Here is an 18,594-nt window from a genome sequence, read left to right as displayed (position 1 = left end):
ATGGAACATTATTTATCGCTATTAGTTAAAACGATTTTCATCGAGAACATCGCATTATCGTTTTTCTTAGGTATGTGTACTTTCCTAGCTGTATCAAAGAAAGTTAAAACAGCTATGGGCTTAGGTGTCGCTGTTATCGTAGTACTAGGTATTGCTGTACCAGTAAACCAAATTATCTATCAAGCAGTATTAGCACCAGGCACTTTAGATAGCGTATTAGGTATTACAGATCCGACAGAGTCAATTGACTTAAGTTTCTTATCTTTTATTACCTTTATCGGTGTTATTGCGGCCCTAGTACAAATCTTAGAGATGGTACTAGATAAGTACTTCCCAGCGTTATACCAAGCACTTGGGATTTTCCTTCCGTTAATTACTGTAAACTGTGCGATTTTTGGTGCCGTGTCATTCATGGTAGCGAAGAACCTAACATTAGGTGAATCGGTAGTTTACGGTATTGGCTCTGGAGCAGGTTGGGCGTTAGCAATCATTTTATTAGCGGGTTTACGTGAAAAAATGAAGTACTCTGACGTGCCAGAAGGCTTGAAAGGTTTAGGTATTACGTTTATTACCACTGGGTTGATGGCATTTGGCTTTCTATCCTTTGGTGGTATTTCGTTATAGGGTTAATTCAGAGGATAGTTAACTATCCTCTAATGATGTACTAAGGAAAAGTCGATGGAAATTATACTCGGCGTATCGATGTTTACAGCGATAGTTGTTGTGCTAGTTTTAGTTATTTTGTTCGCTAAATCTAAACTAGTTTCAACGGGCGATGTAAAGATTGCAATTAACGGTGATCCAGACAAATCGATCACTACAGCTGCTGGCGGCAAGTTATTAGGCGCATTAGCAGATCAAGGTATATTCGTGCCATCAGCATGTGGTGGTGGTGGTACTTGTGGTCAGTGTGTTGTGCACGTTCATTCAGGTGGTGGTGACATCTTACCAACTGAACAAGGCCATATTACAAAGCGTGAAGCAAAAGAAGGTTGTCGTTTATCGTGTCAGGTTGCTGTTAAGCAAGATATGGACATTGAATTAGAAGACGAAATCTTTGGTGTTCAACAGTGGGAATGTTCTGTTATCTCGAACGATAACAAGGCGACGTTTATCAAGGAACTTAAATTAAGTATCCCTGATGGTGAGTCTGTTCCATTCCGTGCTGGTGGTTATATTCAAATTGAAGCACCTGCTCACCATATCAAATATAAAGACTTCGAGATTCCTGAAGAATATCGTGGTGATTGGGAACGTTTTGGCTTCTTTGATATTGAGTCTAAAGTTGATACAGACACATTGCGTGCTTATTCAATGGCAAACTATCCTGAAGAAGAAGGCATTATCATGCTTAACGTGCGTATCGCTACGCCGCCGCCAAATAACCTTTCTTTACCAGCAGGTAAAATGTCTTCATTTATTTGGAGCTTAAAAGAAGGTGACAAGGTAACTATTTCAGGTCCATTCGGTGAGTTCTTCGCGAAAGACACTGACAATGAAATGGTATTTATTGGTGGTGGTGCAGGTATGGCACCAATGCGTTCTCACATTTTCGATCAGCTTAAGCGATTAAAATCGACTCGTAAAATCTCGTTCTGGTATGGTGCACGTTCATTACGTGAAATGTTCTATGAAGATGATTTCAACGGTCTAGCTGCTGATAATGATAATTTTGATTGGCACGTAGCACTTTCAGATCCTCAACCAGAAGATAACTGGGACGGTATGACTGGTTTCATCCATAACGTACTGTACGAAAACTACTTACGTGACCATGAAGCTCCAGAAGATTGTGAATACTACATGTGTGGTCCACCTATGATGAACGCTGCCGTAATTGGCATGTTGAAAGATCTAGGTGTAGAAGATGAGAACATCATGTTGGATGACTTCGGTGGCTAATATTTGATTTAAACTTGATCTTTGGTACTCTTTTGTTGTCGCCTGTGCTCACTTAGTAAACTAAGCTCCGCGCAGGCTCATAAAAATATCACCCAATATCTGCGTTTAAACAGAAAATATCGTTTTAGAAAGAGTGGCCTAGCCACTCTTTTTTTATGCCTGTATATATTTACCCCCAGCTAGGTAGGCATGGAGAACGTCATTCCAGCGCAGGGCAGGATCTATGCTATACGAAAGCATCATTCAGACGATGGCAGGAATCTAAAACATCTCAACAACGCACGTCTGAGTCTTATGCCATTTACATCGAAAGTAGGTTAGAATAGCGCCGAATTATTTAGCGTGAATTGTTGAGAGGTTAAATGCGTTTTTTAAAATTGATTGGCTTATTTATCGTGGTGGTTGCCGTTCAAGGTTGCTTTCCAAACAATAAAGACAGCAATAAAGAAGAGCTGCTACTTCAGGGCCCAACAATGGGCACAACTTACAACATTAAATTTGTTATTGAAAAAGATCAGTTAGACATTAACCAATTACAAGCTGATATTGACCAAGCGCTCCTGCAAGTTAACCAAGAAATGTCGACTTATATTCCTGATTCAGAATTGTCTTTATTCAACAAAGCCGAGGCGAATACGCCGTTTATTGTATCAAAAGGTCTATCAACAGTTGCTAAAGAGTCCTTACGCATAGGTGAACTGACGCATGGCAAGCTTGACGTTACAGTAGGGCCACTGGTCAATCTTTGGGGGTTCGGGCCACAAGCACGCCCAGATGTTGTGCCAAGCGACGAACAATTAGCAAGCGCCAAAGATAAAACGGGTCTACATCATTTAAGTGTCGAAGGTCATGAGCTAACGAAAACTATTCCTGACTTATATGTGGACCTATCAACTATAGCTAAAGGTTATGGTGTTGATGTTATCGCGAAGTTGCTCGAAGCCAATGGGATTAATGGTTACCTTGTAGAAATTGGTGGGGAAATGCGACTTAAAGGCTTTAAAGCGAATGGCACGTTATGGACGATTGCGATAGAAAAGCCAATTACCAATGATCGTGCTGTTCATCAATTTGTAGTACCGAAAGATAATGCGGTAGCGACATCAGGTGACTATCGTAATTATTTTGAAAGCGACGGACAGCGTTTTTCTCATATTATTGACCCGGATACCGGCAAACCGATAAATCATAAGTTAGTATCAGTTACGGTTATTCACCCGTCAGCAATGACAGCTGATGGCCTTTCAACGGCAATTATGGTGATGGGGCCAGAGCAAGGGCTAACGTTTGCTGAGAAAAACGAAATTGCCGCAATGCTAATAGTTAAAACTGATAATGGTTTTGAAGAGATTAATACGGTAAAATTCATGCCGTATCTAAAATAATCAACATATCGTCGTTGGTTGAGGACTATAGGTGTGAAAACCTATAACCCAATTTAGCCAAACGACGAATTACTCATATTAGATATATTTTAAAATTTTTTGCTTGGACACCTAAATGACTTATTTTGTAATTACGTTAGCCTTTTTTCTGGTTGTTATTGTCGGTATGGCTGTAGGCTATATTTTCCAAAAAAAAACCTTGGCAGGTAGTTGCGGTGGTTTAGGCTCTGTAGGAATTGATAAAGCTTGTAATTGCGATAATCCATGTGAAAAACGACAAGAGCGTGAGCGTCAAGCCGCTCTTAAAGAAAACAGCATTGACGTGAAAAACCTATAACCACAATCAACATAATTTGTGATCGTAAGAAAAGCACCTGAGGGTGCTTTTTTTGATCTACCCATAGAAACTACTTATAGAAAAGACTTTTAAGTATTGGAGGTTTATTCTGCATAAAATACCTGCACTTTTTTTATGTAAAGTGCTTGTTTCTTGTTATGAGAAAAAGAATACACATTGATTTATTATCTAGGGTTTCAATATTTGTAAACCTCATGTAACTCACCTATAAAATCAGAATCGCTTAAATAGCGTTCCCCCGCTAAAGTAGGCTTAACGGAAAAAGTACAGGTAATGTTCATGATGTTCAACGAGCTCTTGCATCAACAGTGGAGGGACTGGCTTGCCATAATCAGCCAACCACCGAAAAAGACTGTCATGCTTGTATGCCCTTTAGGTAAACCTATTCAAAATTCTAAAAAAATAGCGCCGATACGCGACATTCACGCGGTTGTCGCTTTGATATAAGAAGCTCGAATGGGATAAATAGTAGATATTACTTGAGATACTTCGGAGTTTACACTGACAAATCGCATAGATGGTCATGTCGCGGCCTCTGCAATAGCATCAGCGTCGCAAATTATGCTTATTGGTTTTAACGTATCGCTCTACATGCTGCGGAGGAATAAGCTTAACTTGATAACCAAAGGACTGACATTTACATGCTAGTCAATGTGAGCCACCACAAGACTCCATTGCGACAATAACCTTAGGGAGATTTGATAAAAAGCAAAAAAGTTTACTACGCGTAAATTTACGCTTGAGTTGCTCTCGACCTGTATGGTCGCGACCAATAGCGTGAAAAGAGGATTTGCCTAAATCTATACAAAGTACTTTAATTAATGACATGATGGTTCACCTCTTTTTTGCCTACCTCTAATACTGGCTTAGCGATGAGGCGAACCATCTATTCAGGTGTCTATAATCAGATACCTTTTATAAGAATGGGTAGATTCAATGTCTACGAGCTATTTAACCCTTTTAACACCGGGAAGAATATAAGTCCGATTTAGTACCGTATCTTTTGGATAATACATTCTAAATGTTAGTTCAAAGTTTTCACCAGCAGGTGGGCTAGGCAACCAATTAGATTCATTGTTTTCAGGGCGCTCAAATTGGACTAGTAAATCAAGGGAGCCATCTTCGTTATAAGTTAAATCTTTCATACTGCTAAGGTTATAGCGGTCAATTACGTTATCAACAAGAAAGCCTTTTGTGTCGTACATGGTTAACGACCAAAAACCGTTCACTGGAGGTATTTTGTCTGCTGGAAAATGAAGTACATACTTATAAGAACCATTGAATTTTTGGCCATCTGTGTCAACAGCAGCATTTGGATAAATCGCATCAACAGCCTGGTTAGCGCCATAACCAACTTTCGTCACATACGCTCTTAAAAAATACTCCGTGCCATACTCACCAAGACCAGATGTAATGACATTCCAGCCATTTTGCAGGTTTTTAGTTGGCGGGTTCGCAGTCATTTTTGCAAATGCGCCCGCTACATTCTGCGGTACTTGCTGAATGGCAGCTTGTGTCGCTTCATTAAACTGATTTAAGTCAAAGCTACCACCTGCTTTGAAGCCAACCTGTTGGAGTTTGGTTAACAGTGGTGCGTCGTCTGCATACCCTGGGTTGTTGACTAATAAAGTCATAGACTCATTAAGGTACTGCACTATGTCCATGTCATCAACAACATCCATCGGTGTTACCCCAACATATTGTTGATTAATAGTTCCTTTAGGGTTGCGATACTGCAAATTGTTTCGTTCAGAAAGCGGTTTAGCAACTAACTTAGACTGAAACTCAGACACAACGAGCTTGCCATCTTCATTATTTTTAGCCGAAACCCTACCTAATAACCAATTAAGGCTTGTAGTAGAACGAATTACTGTTAGGTCCGAATCAACTTGACCGTCAAAGTTTGGACCTAATAGTGCGATTTTTAACGCCTCTTGCCCTGTAGTTCTTGAGCCAAGTGATTTAATTACGTCGCCATGGGCATTAAGAATAGGTATAAGGTAATAGCGCTCCGTAGCAGGGATTTCTATATATAATGGGCCATCCGATAAATCGGCATAAATAACACTATAAAAGGTATCAAGGTTTGGGCGGACCACAGATGTAAAACCTGCTTTAGGGAATTGATGCATACTTCCCCATTGATTTATTGGCGCTTTTGCTAAGCTGTTACTCACTTCAACGTTAGCAGAAACTTTATGAGTGTAATCCATTGTCATGGATGGATAGCTATAGAGGTACGCCTGAGTGACTAATTTCACCGCAGCAGCGTCAACTTCATTGCTTCTAGTCTGGGTATTTTCATTGCTTGATAGGTTGCAACCAACAAGTAAGGTGCTCAATGTAAATAAGACTACACTAGCTAGATTTTTCATTATTATTCCTCATTAATCTCTAACTTTAATTCCTTAAGATGACAAAACGCCTAGCACGCATAGTCATCTTGTTAATACGTCCTACTTAACGTATTGTTGTTTAAATATAATACAATAATTGTGTTGCGCCAATGTTGAACGTCGTTTGATTATCATCTCCTTTTAATCGACATTAAAAATGGAGTATTTAAGCAACCTTTAATGGTGGAAAACCATTATTAGCTTTATGTGGTCGTTCATAGTTAAACGCAACAACTATTTTGAAGCATAGTCAGATATTTCTTCCAAGCTATTAAACAGGTTTTTACTTAACTAACCGTTTTATTAAACCGCTCTACATAATCATTTTGCTGCGAATTACCAAACTGAATATCTTTTATTCTAATGATAGCTTTACTACTTTTTTGCATTGCTTTCTGAACAATTTCGGCTTTGGTTTTTTTCGACGTATATCTTTTTGAGTTGACGATTTTCTTCTTCAAGCTCTTTCACTCGAGCAATTTAAAGACGTATCCATACCTCCATCCTTGGATCGTCACTTATAAATTGTTGAATTACTAATGCTATGCTCACTTCAGATATCAGGGACAGGAATACCTTCATCAGCTTGTTTCCAAATAGCTATGATCTGACTATCACTAAATTTTGATTTTCTCATAGAGAATCTCCTTCGATTATTTTGCAAGAAAATTTCACATTTCACGTCAACTGTTTTTAGGGGGGATTACCGTTGCAAGCCTTTCTCGATTGCGCTTTGTTGGGTTGTGGTGATCGAAAAGTACGATTAATCGGTATAACAACAGGTTTTTCTAATAAGCAACAAAGCAACACATTGCAGTTGGATTTGCCGATTGCCCAGTGACATGCTAAAAACAATTAACAATCATTCAATCTAAAAGTAACAAATCATGATGAAAGCTCGATTATTAGCAACACTAGCAACGGCGTGTATGACACTTAGCGCTTTTGCACAAGACTTTTCTAAAGTAGAAATTAAAACCCATAACGTAAGTGGCGACGTTTATATGTTGGAAGGTTACGGCGGCAACATTGGCGTACTTTCAACAAGCAAGGGCTTACTACTTGTTGATGATCAATTCCAAGGCTTAGCAGAAAAAATTGAACACGCGATGCAGTCAATCAATGATCAGCCGTTAAAGTATGTTGTTAATACACATTATCACGGGGATCATACAGGCTCGAATGGTTACTTCTCTCACAAAGCGCCAATCTTCGCCCACGTAAATGTGCGGGAGCGACTTGCTAATAAAAAAGAACCTAATAAGAATGAATTGCCTGTTGTAACATACGACAACGGCGTAAATATTTATCTCGATAGTGAGCACATTCAATTACGTCATTTCCCTACAGGGCATACAGATGGCGACACTGTTGTTTATTTTAAACAGGCCAATGTTATTCATACCGGTGATTTGTTTTTCAATGGACGTTTTCCGTATATTGATTTAAAAGGTGGCGGTAATGTCAAAGGCTATTTGAAAAGTGTTAATACAATTATCAGTGATTACCCAGCTGACGCGGTAATTATTCCAGGTCACGGCAATATTACTAATATAGAGGGTTATAAAACCTTTGCAGCTATGCTTGAATATTCAATAGAACACGTTGAAACAGCGCTAGCACAAGGAAAATCAGAAGAAGATATTTTAGCGATGGGCATCGGCGAAAAATATAAGGATTACAGTTGGGCTTTTATTAGTGAAGAGCGTTGGTTGAAAACGTTAATCGCAGGCTTAGGTAAGTAGGTTATAAAAAGGGCAATGTTTTAGTAACATTGCCCTACTGCTTTATTGGGGGAAATTAGTCGTCACTTAAACAATCATTTGCCTTAAGTGAAAATTCAGCCAATAAGGCGTCAATAAATCGATTGATTTCTCCTGCCATTAAAGCAAAGTCTGCATCTAGACGCGCTACTACGTCATCTTTATCGATATCGTCATTTTGTTCATGAATAACATCAAAGAATTTTAAACGCTTAACAGCTAAGTCGTCACATAAAATAAAAGATAATGTTTCATCCCATTCCATGGCGACTTTAACTACGAACTTGTCAGCATCTAAATGCGCTTTAATTTCATCAGAATCTAATGGCTGGTTCTTAACACGAACGACAGCGCCATCATCTCCTAAAGCGTGAAATTCAGCTTCTGAGCCTAATTCAAAACTACCGCCTAAGTTCTGTTCAGTTAACCAATCTGTCATGATTTCATCTGGTGCTTTTTCAGGTGATAAACTGGTCACCGGAAGGCTACCTAAACACTTTCTCAATAGGGCAAGTAGGTCTTCAGCTTTGGCGCGAGAGCTTGAGTTGATGACAACTAAGTTATGCGCAGGGCTAATATAAGCATGAGTGTCGGTGATGCGAGAAAAAGCACGAGGTAAAAGTTCGAATATAATATCTTCTTTAAATTGTTCTTTTTCTTTTTTGGTGGCGCTTCTACCTTGTTCGCTTTCTAATAACGCTATTTTTTCATCTATCATGTCTTTTACAACAGGCGCAGGTACTATTTTTTCTTCTTTACGTGCGCACACCAACATATTATTGTTCGCGGTATGAACAAGTGATTGGCCGTGTTTGCCTAAAGCATTAACCCAACCAAAGTGTGACTGCTCAGTAGAGCCACACGGCGTAAATAAATGTTCGTTTAACTGCTTTTCTAGACTTTGTTCATTTAGCTCGAAAGGGCGGGTAAAAGCAAAAAAATAAAGGTTCTTAAACCACATGGTGTTTCCTACAATAATCGGTGAACTCTTACTGAGTTTTGGTCGCTCATCATACCTTAGATGAACCGATTAACACCATAGATTTACTTTGATTATTTTTTTGCTTAGCGCATATTATTGAATTCAATATGGTAGTGTAAACCTTTGTCTGGTTCACTATGTGCAGAAATTCTACCATTTAAATTATCAACAACTAAGTTCTGTACTATGTGAGTACCAAGGCCACTGCCACCTTGATTCTCCCGCGTAGTATAGAATTGATCAAACAACTTATGAAGTTCTTCACTTGATAGGCCTCGACCGTTATCGTTAAAGTCGATCTTGATACGTTCGTTTTCCATGCTGATGTCAATGTCAATCACACCTTCATCTTTGTTTTCAAAACCATGAATAACAGAGTTCATGATTAAATTGGTAAATATTTGAGAAATCGCGCCAGCATGTGTACGAACATGTAAGTGCTTTGGACAGTTAACGTTTATCTTGTGATGCGTGTTTTTCAGTCGAGGCGCTAATGAGTGGACTACGTCCTCAATATACTGCTTCATATTAACTTCACGCACTTTGTTACTGGTTTGATCTACGGCAACCTGTTTGAAACTTGCAACTAGTTCGGAGGCTCTTTTTAGATTTTTTGTTAGTAAATCAACTGATTGTTGGGCATTTTTACAATACTCAATGACATCTTGGTTACTCAGTTCATCTTTTTGAACTTTGTTGTTTACTTCTTCCATTATATCTGCAAGGTAACTTGCAGAGGTAATACTTATGCCAACAGGCGTGTTAACCTCATGAGAAACCTCTGCAGCAAGGTTACCTAACGAAGCCATTTTTTCAGCATCAAGTAGTCGCTCTTGTGCTTTATTTAATTCATCAATTGATTGGGTTAATTCTTTATTGGTTTTTAATAACCTTTGCTCAGTACGCTTTCGTCTTTCGTTTTCTTCTTCTAGCTTTTTCTGCTGTTCTATCATGCCTCGCTGCTGAAGTTCCATTTTCAACATATTTGAACTCAATGAGGACGCTTTCTTCGCTACTTCTTGCTCTAGCATTAAGTTGTGCTCGTCTAGCTTTTGGTTGGTTTGTAGTATTTGTTGCTGCGCATCGGCAAGCTCTTCTTTGTAGATGACCAATTGGTCTATCAGGCTGTTGTAGGCATTTTGTAGAACTTTCAATTCATTATTTTCGATAATTTTTGAATTTATTCGAGAAGAATAAGGGTCGTCAATATCAAACCGTCTCATTTGTTCTGTTATTTCAGTGAGCGGGGTGGTTAGAAGGCTATTGAAAGCAAGAGAGAATAGTAAGATAAGTGCCGCTGTTTTCAGCATTGCATTGCCGATTAAGAAATAGATACCAACTTCTATTCGATTAAAAATAACTTGATTACTTGAAAGAAGTGTTACACTGCCTACTTGGGTAAAACGGCCAGAAAATTCAAAAATTAAGTCAAAAGTATGACCGAACGTTCCTTGTGAAAATGACTCTAGATTTACGTAAGTTTTATGCTCTGTTTGTACAGCTTCTGTCTTGAATGAAACATTGTTGTCTATGTCACCAAATTCAACAATGGTTTCGCCATTTTCATTCGTTACTAAAATACTATGAATCATTGGAATAGCCACTAAACCCTTAGCTATATCCGTCACTTGTTCAGTGTTTAATTCCCATACAGCCCTTGTCAAACTACTACTAAAGGTTCGCTCTAGGGTTAGTAATTCACTGTTAATGTTACTTTTTGCGTTGTAATACTCCGCAAGTATTTGTACGCCTGTAACAATAAAAGTCAGTACAAAATATACTGATAAAACGCGAGAGAGTAGCTTTCTTGAAATACTGGTTGTTACCATAAAGTATTAAACTTCTTTAAATTATAGATTGATTGTAGTCGGTTTCTTGTTAGTTATCAGTATATTTGGCTAAAAACAGCCTGAAAAATAGCAAAAAAAACAATTTTTATTTGATGACAGTTTTGTTTCAACTATATGAAAGCCTTAACAAAACTGTCATTAAATTCATAAAAGGGTCACAAAAGTGTCATTTTGTAATATTTCTGTCATAAAGTGTAGTCACAATACACGCCATCAATAACAAGCATTAACTATACTTGGTTTAACCGGTGTTAATGTTAATGTTTTTTAACGCCAAATAATTGGTGAAAAAGAAATAGTAGGTATCACATGAAATTGACTAAAAGCGCAATCGCACTAGCTTTATTAAGTAGCTTCTCTTTATCAGCGGCAGCAGCAGATGTTCTTGTTTACGGTAAAGTGAATGTTTCATTCCAATATTCTGATGACAAAGAAGAAGGTAACGGCTTCACTGAAATTAAATCTAACGCATCTCGCATAGGTTTCAAAGGTGATCACAAATTAAATGACGACTTAACAGTTGTTTATAAGGCTGAGTTCCAAGTTGATATCGACGGTGACGACGATAACTTTACTGAACGTACTCAGTACGTTGGTTTAGTTGGTGGTTTTGGTGAAGCTTACTTAGGTAAAGGCGACACTATGGTTAAGCAATCACAAGGTAAAATTGATTTATTTAATGACCTTGAAGGTGATATTAAGGTGCTGTGGGCTGGTGAGAACCGCGCAAGTAACTCTTTAGCTTACTTCACGCCTAAGTTTGGTGACTTCCAATTTGGTGCTACTTATATTGCTGAAGAAGATGTTGATGCCGAGTACGGTTTATCGCTTGCTGCATTCTATGGTGACAAAAACTTAAAGAAAACTAAAATTTTTGCCTCAATCGCCCATGATAAAGATGTTTCTGGTAGCACACGCGCTTTCGGTACTAGCGGCTTATACGACACAACACGTGCAAGTGTTCAAGGTAAAGTAGCTGGCGTTAAGCTAGGTGCGATTTACCACATGCAAGAAAATAAAGGTACAGGTCAAGAATTAGACGGTTACTTATTTTCAGCTGCATACGGTATTAACAGCTGGACATTAAAAGGTCAATATCAAATTGCTGATATGGACGGCGGCCAAGAGAAGTCTGGTTTCTCATTAGGTGCAGACTACAAATTAGCTAAACCAACAAAAGTTTATGCATTTTACACGACGTTTGATAACGATTTAGACGACGATAAAGAATATTTAGCCGTTGGTGTTGAACATAAGTTTTAATGTCATCTTTTTGACATAAACCTTTTGATTTTAAGCCACTTTTTTAAGTGGCTTTTTATTTTTCTGGCATAATTACTTGTTAAGACATAAAATTATTTCAGTTAATTGAAGTTTTTTTTACTCTGATGTCATAAAAGTGTCATGCTTGTTAAGCAAAATACCTACAGTTAATCGGATAATACTCAAGGTAATTGTTAGGATTTTAGGATGAATAGAGAAATTTTAGTCGTTGAAGACGAAGCGCCAATTCGGGAGATGATTTGCTTCGTGCTTGAGCAAAATGGCTATAATCCCATACCCGCAGCTGACATTAATGTTGCCCAGCAACTGATTAAAGAGCCGTATCCAGACTTGATTTTGCTTGACTGGATGTTGCCAGGTGGTACTGGTGTTAAGTTCGCTAAAACGCTTAAGCAAAGCGAATTTACGCGTAATATCCCAATTATTATGTTAACGGCGCGTGGCGATGAAGATGATAAAGTTAAAGGCTTTGAAGCCGGCGTTGATGATTATGTAACGAAACCTTTCTCACCAAAGGAGTTAATTGCACGCATTAAAGCGGTTATTCGCCGTGTATCACCAACGTCTATTGAAGAAACTATCGAGTTTCATGGTTTGTCTTTAGATCCCGTGGCACACCGTGTTGCAATCAATGAACGTAAGTTAGATTTAGGACCAACTGAATTTCGCTTATTACATTTCTTCATGACTCACACTGAGCGTGTATATTCTCGTGAGCAGCTACTAGACAATGTTTGGGGAACCAATGTGTTTGTTGAAGACAGAACAGTAGATGTACATATTCGACGCTTACGAAAAGCGATTTCTGGTGATGGTCATGAGCACTTTATTCAAACGGTACGTGGTTCAGGTTATCGTTTCTCAGGACAAGTAAGCCAGTAGTATATGTATTTAGGTACTTCAACAGTTACGCTGTACAAGCGTCTGTTATTAGTTTTAATAGCCAGCGGACTTATCGGCTGGCTTTTTGGTATTTTTTGGCCTGCAATTGCCATTTCAAGTGTTGCCTTACTCATTTGGCATTATCATCACCTTGTCCAGCTAGTGCATTGGCTTTGGCAATCGAAATCAATAAACCCGCCTCAAGCTTCAGGTACCTGGGGTAGAATTTATGATGGTTTATACCATTTATTAAATAAGCAACGTAAAAAACAAAAGCAATTGCGTCACCGTATTCGTCAATTTAGAGATGGTGCAGAAGCATTACCTGATGCAGCTGTTGTGCTTTCAACGGATTTCATTATTGAATGGAGTAATAAAAAAGCGCAAAACCTTTTAGGTGTTGTCTGCCCAAATGATGTTGGTCAGCGAGTAGATAATCTAATTCGTAACCCTGAATTTAGCCAAGTATTAACAAATTACGAATTTGACACGCCATTTCATATTGATTCTCCAATGAAGGAAGATACGCGTTTGGAATTAAGGATGATGTTATACGGCGCTGATCAATACTTAATGATTGCTCGTGATGTCAGTAAATTAAATCGTTTGGAAACAATGCGTAGAGACTTCGTTGCCAACGTTTCTCATGAACTTAAAACACCACTTACGGTGATGCGTGGTTATGTTGAAATGATCCAACAAACGGGTGATGATTTCGACGAGCATTGGATGAACGTGTTTGGCACAATTGAGGGCCAGGTAACACGAATGGATAGGCTAGTAGAGCAATTATTGATTCTGTCTAAAGTTGAAAATAACTCTACCTATGATGATACTCACTTGGTTAATTTAAGTGAACTTGTTGAAGGCTTGATTAAAGATAGCCAATGGTTGAATCAAGAGAAAGGCCACACAATTACCAGTGAGATAGCACCTAATATCTTTATTTTCGGCTTAGATACTGAGCTAAAAAGTGCTTGTTCTAACTTGATTTCAAACGCAATAGCCTATACGCCTGATTCGGGCAATATTGGGGTTAGTTTGCAGTTTATTAAGCAAAGCAACGGTGTCGGCGTTAAGTTTAGTGTAAAAGACGACGGCACAGGTATTAAACCTGAACATATTAATCGAATTACCGAACGGTTTTATCGCATTGATAAGTCACGTTCTCGTAACACTGGTGGTTCGGGGCTGGGGTTAGCAATCGTTAAACATGTCTTGCAACATCATAACGCTGAGCTAGTCATCAATAGCCAATGGGGCCAGGGAAGTGAGTTCAGTATCGTCTTTGCTTCTAGCTCTGTAGAGCAAGTAAATCAATAGGTTATGTGTTTTTTATCATGATTAAAGGCTAGTTTTACTAGCCTTTTTTATTGCCCTAAAAAAACGACTGGTTTATGGAGTGTGTCATATAACTGTAATATTGCTTAAATATAATTGTCACAAAAGCTTAGTATAGTTTTCATCAATTAAGCGAATTACATAAAATTTTATTGTTTTGGAGAATATCATGAAGTTCAAAAGCGCTTTAACAGCTCTTGGTTTAGCTGGCTTAATGAGCATGTCAGCTTTTGCGGTAGATAAAGATTTACCTGAGTACAAAAAAGTTAGCGGTGTATCTGGTAACTTATCATCAGTAGGTTCAGACACGTTAGCAAATATGATGACGTTTTGGGCTGAAGAATTCAAGCGCACTTACCCAAATGTTAACATTCAAATTCAAGCAGCTGGTTCTTCAACTGCTCCACCTGCGTTAACAGAATCAACTTCAAACTTAGGCCCAATGAGCCGTAAGATGAAGTCTCGTGAAATTCAAGCATTTGAAAAGCACTTTGGTTACAAACCTACTCCTGTGCGTGTAGCAATTGATGCATTAGCTGTTTTTGTTCATAAAGATAACCCGCTTGAAGGTTTACGTATCGACCAAGTGGATGCAATCTTCTCAAGTAACCGTAAGTGTGGCGGCGACAAAGATGCTGACCGTTGGGGTGACTTAGGTTTATCAGGTGACTGGACAGGTAAAGATATCCAGTTATACGGTCGTAACTCTGTATCTGGTACATATGGTTACTTCAAAAAGAAAGCACTTTGTAAAGGTGACTTCAAAAACACAGTGAATGAGCAACCAGGTTCAGCGTCTGTAGTTCAATCAGTATCTGCTTCATTAAACGGTATTGGTTATTCAGGTATTGGTTACCAAACTTCAGGTGTTCGTGCTTTACCATTAGCGAAAAAAGGCGACAACTTTGTTGAAGCTAACATGGATAATGCAATTGCTGGTAAGTACCCACTATCACGTTACTTATACGTTTACGTGAACAAGCATCCAAACAAGCCACTTTCTCCAATGGAAGGTGAGTTCTTAAAAATGGTATTATCGAAATCAGGTCAGTACATCGTAGAAAAAGACGGTTACATTCCATTACCTAAGGAAGTTGTTGAGAAAGAACTTAAAAAACTTGGTCTAACTATGTAGTTATACTCCCAACCAAGATTGAAAACGCTAGCCTAGGCTAGCGTTTTTTTTGGTTAAATAACAGAGGAAATTAGCTTTCTATTGATTGTATTTTTTCCCAAGGGCCTACTATTGATAGTGTCATGGTAGGTGAGTAAACATTGACAAAAAGTGTACTGCCATCAGGTGAAAAGCAAGCACCTGCTAATTCTGTCTGCTTTTTTAGACGCGCAAAATTATAGATGTCGCCTGACGGTGTTACACCACGGATATGATTATCTACAATATCAGTATATTGATCTTCACAAACAAGTAGGTGACCCATTGGTGAAATGGTTAGGTTATCACCAAAATTGAATTGGTTAGGGTCGTCACTTTCAAAAAATAGTTGAATTTGGCCTGTTTGGTTATATGAACTCCCTTTATTTGCCAAAGGTTGGTATCTCATGATTTGTCCAAGTTGCTTTTCCCCACCGTTTGTACAAGTAAAATAAAGCTCTCCTTCTCCCCAATGAATGCATTCCCCTCGCGCAAAAACTTTAGCTCCTTTGCTTCTTCCTTGAATCCTTAAATCATCATTCGGGCTTTCTGGTGTATCAAGATTAACCCAGTAAGCGTTAAACCATTGGCCAACACCCATGAGTTTATTAGTCCAGTTTTGACTATCAAATTCTGGCATGTTATCAATTGCTAGCGCTTGAAGCTGTCCCCCTTGATGCAATTGATTTTTGACATTGGGTATAAATCGATAGAATAAACTATCACCCCTATCTTCCGTCAGGTAGACCGTTCCGGTTGATGGATCGACACATGCTGCTTCATGATTAAAACGGCCCATTTCTTTAATTGGACGAGGTATAGTTAAACCTCTGTTATTGGCAACTACTTCAAATATATAACCGTGGTCTTTTTTAATATTTCCATTGGGCTGAACAACGGATTCTTCGCAACTTAGCCAAGTTCCCCATGGTGTTGTGCCACCTGCGCAGTTTCTTACTGTGCCAATTAAACTAAGGTATTGATCTTCAACTTGTCTACTTGTTAAATCATAAATGATGGTAGTCGTGCCACCAGGTAACGCGATGCCCGTTGAATTTGTGTCGTAGGCAAATGGCGTCTTTAGATTTCGTATAGATGCCGGCTGTTTCTCCAGGTGCTTTGGCATTAATTCATGATTTCTTACTAAGGCTACTTTATTTTCGCCAATTTTTATGCAACCCATTCCGTCTGCTAAATCAGGCACATGAAGACCGTCATTCATTGGGTCACCAAATTTAGATATTACTTGGTAGCTAAAGCCTTTTGGCAGATCTAATAATTCGTTTTTATCAGAAATTAGAGGACCAAGACCTTTGTTAGTTACAGCCGTTGCTATTGCATCAGTGTGTGTAAAGCAACATGCGGCTAACCCTGTAAATGCTAGAGCACTCGCTCCCTTTATAAATAGGCGTCGTGAAACCATTTTACTTCCTCTAATCTTGCATTAAACGATAACTGATTTATTCAGAGACACGTGTAGGTTCTTGTTGGTTTAATTAGTGTTATGTTATAACATAGCTTTGATGTTTGGGTAAACTGTCGCTTAGTTAGCGAAGTTGTATAGAAATGTAAAGAGAAGGTTAGACATGAATAGTACACTCGCTGCCGAGAAAATTAGTCTATATAGAACGTCTTCATCGTCTGTAGAGCCGTCAGTGTTGACTGATATTTATCAGGAAAATGTCAATATTGCTATTTGGCAAAATCAACTAAGCAAAGCGGTTATAGAGAATGTAAAACAAGTTGAAACAAGCCATAAACCACTTAATGTTGTAATGACAGCAGAACCTCAAAATATAGTTAAGCATTTATCCGAGTACACATTGTTATTAGAAAACAAACGTGCGTTATGTGAATACGTTGGCTTGCTGGTTGATATGTTTTGTACTTTGTTTGAGTTAAAGCGCGTAGGTCTTCGGTTAACGAAACTAGATAGGGCAATGTGTCCAAAATTCCACGTTGATAAAGTGCCTTGTCGGTTAGTGACTACGTTTACTGGTGTCGCAACCCAATGGTTACCTCATGATGTTGTTGACTTTTCTAAGTTAGGAGCGGGCAGTAATGGACTGCCAGATGAATCATCAGGCGTAATGAGTAGTCCTGTAGATATCCAACACCTTAATGCGGGAGATGTTGCGTTATTAAAAGGTACTGGCTGGTTTGACAATGAACACGGTGGCCTTGTCCATCGTTCACCTAGTGTGCAAAGCGGGGAAACTAGACTGTTATTAACATTGGACTTTATGGATTAACTATTTGATATGAAGTTTTATTTAATATTGTTTTACTTGTTGTTCATATCAATCATTTGTCCATTATCTCACGCTAGTGACTTTACAGCTCATATTCATGGTGAAGCTGAATTAATGATAGCAATTGACAAAAACGTTGTTGAGATTGAATTGATTGCGCCAGCGGCTAGTATTTTGGGCTTTGAGCACCAAGCGACAACAGAGCAAGAAATTAAGCGAGTTAACGAGGCTAAAAAATTACTTAAAAGACAGGCTAATATCATTCAGTTTTCAGAAAGTACTTGCGAATCGCACCATGCAGAAATAGATACGGGTGAACTTTTGGTTAATGGACACCATCACCATGAAAAAAATAGCCATGAACATAGCCACTCAATATCCCATTTCGAAATTGCAGTTCATATGGCAATGGAATGTCAAAGAGGCGAAGCTTTAGGGGCTGTCTCAATTAAGTTATTTCAACACTTTGCTGGCTTAGAAAGAATACGCCTGTTGTGGGCAACCTCAACAGAACAAGGTTCTGTAATACTAACGCCTCAAAACTCAGAGATTTCGTTCTGATGAAAGGTCACTTACCAGTCACTGATATATTGGATCATGCAGATAGTTGTTGCCGAAAGAATCAAGTTAGGTTGACCGCCATTAGGCGAAATGTATTGTCATTAATGTTAAGTGAAGACAAGGCGTTATCTGCCTATGAAATCATCTCAATCTTTAAAGAAAAATTTCATAAAACATTAACCCCAATGACAGCATATCGAACATTGGAGTTTTTAGAAGAATATCAATTGGTTCACCGATTGAAAACGGCAAATAAGTATGTCGCTTGTGCTCATATTGGTTCAGAGTGCTCGCATGATCTGCCACACTTCTACATTTGCCAGCAATGTTTAAAGGTCGACGAAATCAACACGGCTAGTCACCTAAAGTTAGAAGCATTGAACGTTGAAGCTAAGCAAAAGGGCTATCAACTTGAATCTCCCCAGATTGAACTTAGCGGCATATGTAACAAGTGCGCCACGGTTCTCACCTAACAGATTATTTTA

General features: G+C 38.6%; 16 protein-coding genes and 2 pseudogenes. 12 read left to right on the top strand and 6 right to left on the bottom strand.

Annotated features, from left to right (window positions below):
* From nqrE to nqrM, 4 genes are all read left to right on the top strand, one after another.
* Entirely contained in the window at nucleotides 1–624 is a 624-nt protein-coding gene (gene nqrE, locus QQK02_RS09590) for an NADH:ubiquinone reductase (Na(+)-transporting) subunit E (protein ID WP_284207789.1), read from the top strand.
* A 54-nt stretch (nucleotides 625–678) separates the two neighbouring features.
* The gene (nqrF, locus tag QQK02_RS09585; protein ID WP_284207788.1) at nucleotides 679–1,902 is read left to right on the top strand and encodes an NADH:ubiquinone reductase (Na(+)-transporting) subunit F; all 1,224 of its coding nucleotides are present in this window, start codon (nucleotides 679–681) and stop codon (nucleotides 1,900–1,902) included.
* A 362-nt stretch (nucleotides 1,903–2,264) separates the two neighbouring features.
* Nucleotides 2,265–3,287: an FAD:protein FMN transferase gene (locus QQK02_RS09580; protein ID WP_284207787.1), complete on the top strand. Its 1,023-nt coding sequence runs from the start codon at nucleotides 2,265–2,267 to the stop codon at nucleotides 3,285–3,287.
* 115 nt (nucleotides 3,288–3,402) lie between these two features.
* Nucleotides 3,403–3,624, top strand: coding sequence for a (Na+)-NQR maturation NqrM (gene nqrM, locus QQK02_RS09575; RefSeq protein WP_284207786.1), 222 nt, complete (start codon nucleotides 3,403–3,405; stop codon nucleotides 3,622–3,624).
* Between the two features lie 291 nt (nucleotides 3,625–3,915).
* Here the strand turns inward: nqrM and QQK02_RS09570 are convergent.
* The 3 genes and pseudogenes from QQK02_RS09570 to QQK02_RS09560 form a co-directional block, all read right to left on the bottom strand.
* A pseudogene (locus QQK02_RS09570) lies at nucleotides 3,916–4,473 on the bottom strand (IS110 family transposase); the annotation flags it as partial.
* A gap of 119 nt (nucleotides 4,474–4,592) precedes the next feature.
* Nucleotides 4,593–6,020 (bottom strand): DUF1254 domain-containing protein, encoded by a 1,428-nt coding sequence (locus QQK02_RS09565; protein ID WP_284207785.1) that lies wholly within the window; start codon nucleotides 6,018–6,020, stop codon nucleotides 4,593–4,595.
* Nucleotides 6,021–6,421: 401 nt separating this feature from the next.
* Nucleotides 6,422–6,678: pseudogene (locus QQK02_RS09560) on the bottom strand (transposase); the annotation flags it as partial.
* A 250-nt stretch (nucleotides 6,679–6,928) separates the two neighbouring features.
* On the opposite strand from QQK02_RS09560, the gene QQK02_RS09555 reads away from it, so the two are divergent.
* Nucleotides 6,929–7,786, top strand: a complete 858-nt coding sequence (locus QQK02_RS09555; protein WP_284207784.1) for an MBL fold metallo-hydrolase — start codon at nucleotides 6,929–6,931, stop codon at nucleotides 7,784–7,786.
* 55 nt (nucleotides 7,787–7,841) lie between these two features.
* Here the strand turns inward: QQK02_RS09555 and rdgC are convergent, their stop codons facing one another.
* Both rdgC and QQK02_RS09545 read right to left on the bottom strand, forming a co-directional pair.
* Nucleotides 7,842–8,765, bottom strand: coding sequence for a recombination-associated protein RdgC (gene rdgC / locus QQK02_RS09550; protein WP_284207783.1), 924 nt, complete (start codon nucleotides 8,763–8,765; stop codon nucleotides 7,842–7,844).
* Between the two features lie 104 nt (nucleotides 8,766–8,869).
* Nucleotides 8,870–10,615 carry a sensor histidine kinase gene (locus QQK02_RS09545; protein WP_284207782.1) on the bottom strand — a complete coding sequence of 582 codons (1,746 nt, stop codon included), beginning with the start codon at nucleotides 10,613–10,615 and terminating at the stop codon, nucleotides 8,870–8,872.
* 330 nt (nucleotides 10,616–10,945) lie between these two features.
* On the opposite strand from QQK02_RS09545, the gene QQK02_RS09540 reads away from it, so the two are divergent.
* The 4 genes from QQK02_RS09540 (at nucleotide 10,946) to QQK02_RS09525 (ending at nucleotide 15,278) form a co-directional block, all read left to right on the top strand.
* On the top strand, nucleotides 10,946–11,899 hold the full coding sequence (locus QQK02_RS09540) for a porin (RefSeq protein WP_284207781.1): 954 nt from the start codon (nucleotides 10,946–10,948) through the stop codon (nucleotides 11,897–11,899).
* A gap of 207 nt (nucleotides 11,900–12,106) precedes the next feature.
* Nucleotides 12,107–12,802 (top strand): phosphate regulon transcriptional regulator PhoB, encoded by a 696-nt coding sequence (gene phoB, locus QQK02_RS09535; RefSeq protein ID WP_284207780.1) that lies wholly within the window; start codon nucleotides 12,107–12,109, stop codon nucleotides 12,800–12,802.
* A 3-nt stretch (nucleotides 12,803–12,805) separates the two neighbouring features.
* On the top strand, nucleotides 12,806–14,125 hold the full coding sequence (gene phoR, locus QQK02_RS09530) for a phosphate regulon sensor histidine kinase PhoR (RefSeq protein WP_284207779.1): 1,320 nt from the start codon (nucleotides 12,806–12,808) through the stop codon (nucleotides 14,123–14,125).
* A gap of 187 nt (nucleotides 14,126–14,312) precedes the next feature.
* Nucleotides 14,313–15,278, top strand: a complete 966-nt coding sequence (locus tag QQK02_RS09525; protein WP_284207778.1) for a PstS family phosphate ABC transporter substrate-binding protein — start codon at nucleotides 14,313–14,315, stop codon at nucleotides 15,276–15,278.
* 70 nt (nucleotides 15,279–15,348) lie between these two features.
* Here QQK02_RS09525 and QQK02_RS09520 read toward each other — a convergent pair whose 3' ends face one another.
* Nucleotides 15,349–16,719 carry an alkaline phosphatase PhoX gene (locus QQK02_RS09520; protein WP_284207777.1) on the bottom strand — a complete coding sequence of 457 codons (1,371 nt, stop codon included), beginning with the start codon at nucleotides 16,717–16,719 and terminating at the stop codon, nucleotides 15,349–15,351.
* 163 nt (nucleotides 16,720–16,882) lie between these two features.
* Here QQK02_RS09520 and QQK02_RS09515 point away from each other — a divergent pair, with 163 nt between their 5' ends.
* Genes QQK02_RS09515 through QQK02_RS09505 form a run of 3 tightly spaced genes read left to right on the top strand, consistent with a single transcriptional unit; the run spans nucleotide 16,883 to nucleotide 18,582 of the window.
* Nucleotides 16,883–17,548, top strand: a complete 666-nt coding sequence (locus QQK02_RS09515; protein WP_284207776.1) for a DUF1826 domain-containing protein — start codon at nucleotides 16,883–16,885, stop codon at nucleotides 17,546–17,548.
* 9 nt (nucleotides 17,549–17,557) lie between these two features.
* Complete coding sequence (locus QQK02_RS09510; protein WP_284207775.1) at nucleotides 17,558–18,109, top strand: ZrgA family zinc uptake protein; 552 nt, start codon at nucleotides 17,558–17,560, stop codon at nucleotides 18,107–18,109.
* A complete protein-coding gene (locus tag QQK02_RS09505) occupies nucleotides 18,109–18,582 on the top strand; it encodes a Fur family transcriptional regulator (protein ID WP_284207774.1) in 474 nt (157 codons plus the stop codon). Before QQK02_RS09510 ends, QQK02_RS09505 begins: the two co-directional genes overlap by 1 nt.
* Nucleotides 18,583–18,594: the final 12 nt, after the last annotated feature.

This window comes from Thalassotalea eurytherma (genome assembly GCF_030161415.1).
GTDB classification, from domain to species: Bacteria; Pseudomonadota; Gammaproteobacteria; order Enterobacterales; family Alteromonadaceae; genus Thalassotalea_G; species Thalassotalea_G eurytherma.
This window is presented reverse-complemented; position numbering and strand designations above follow the sequence as displayed.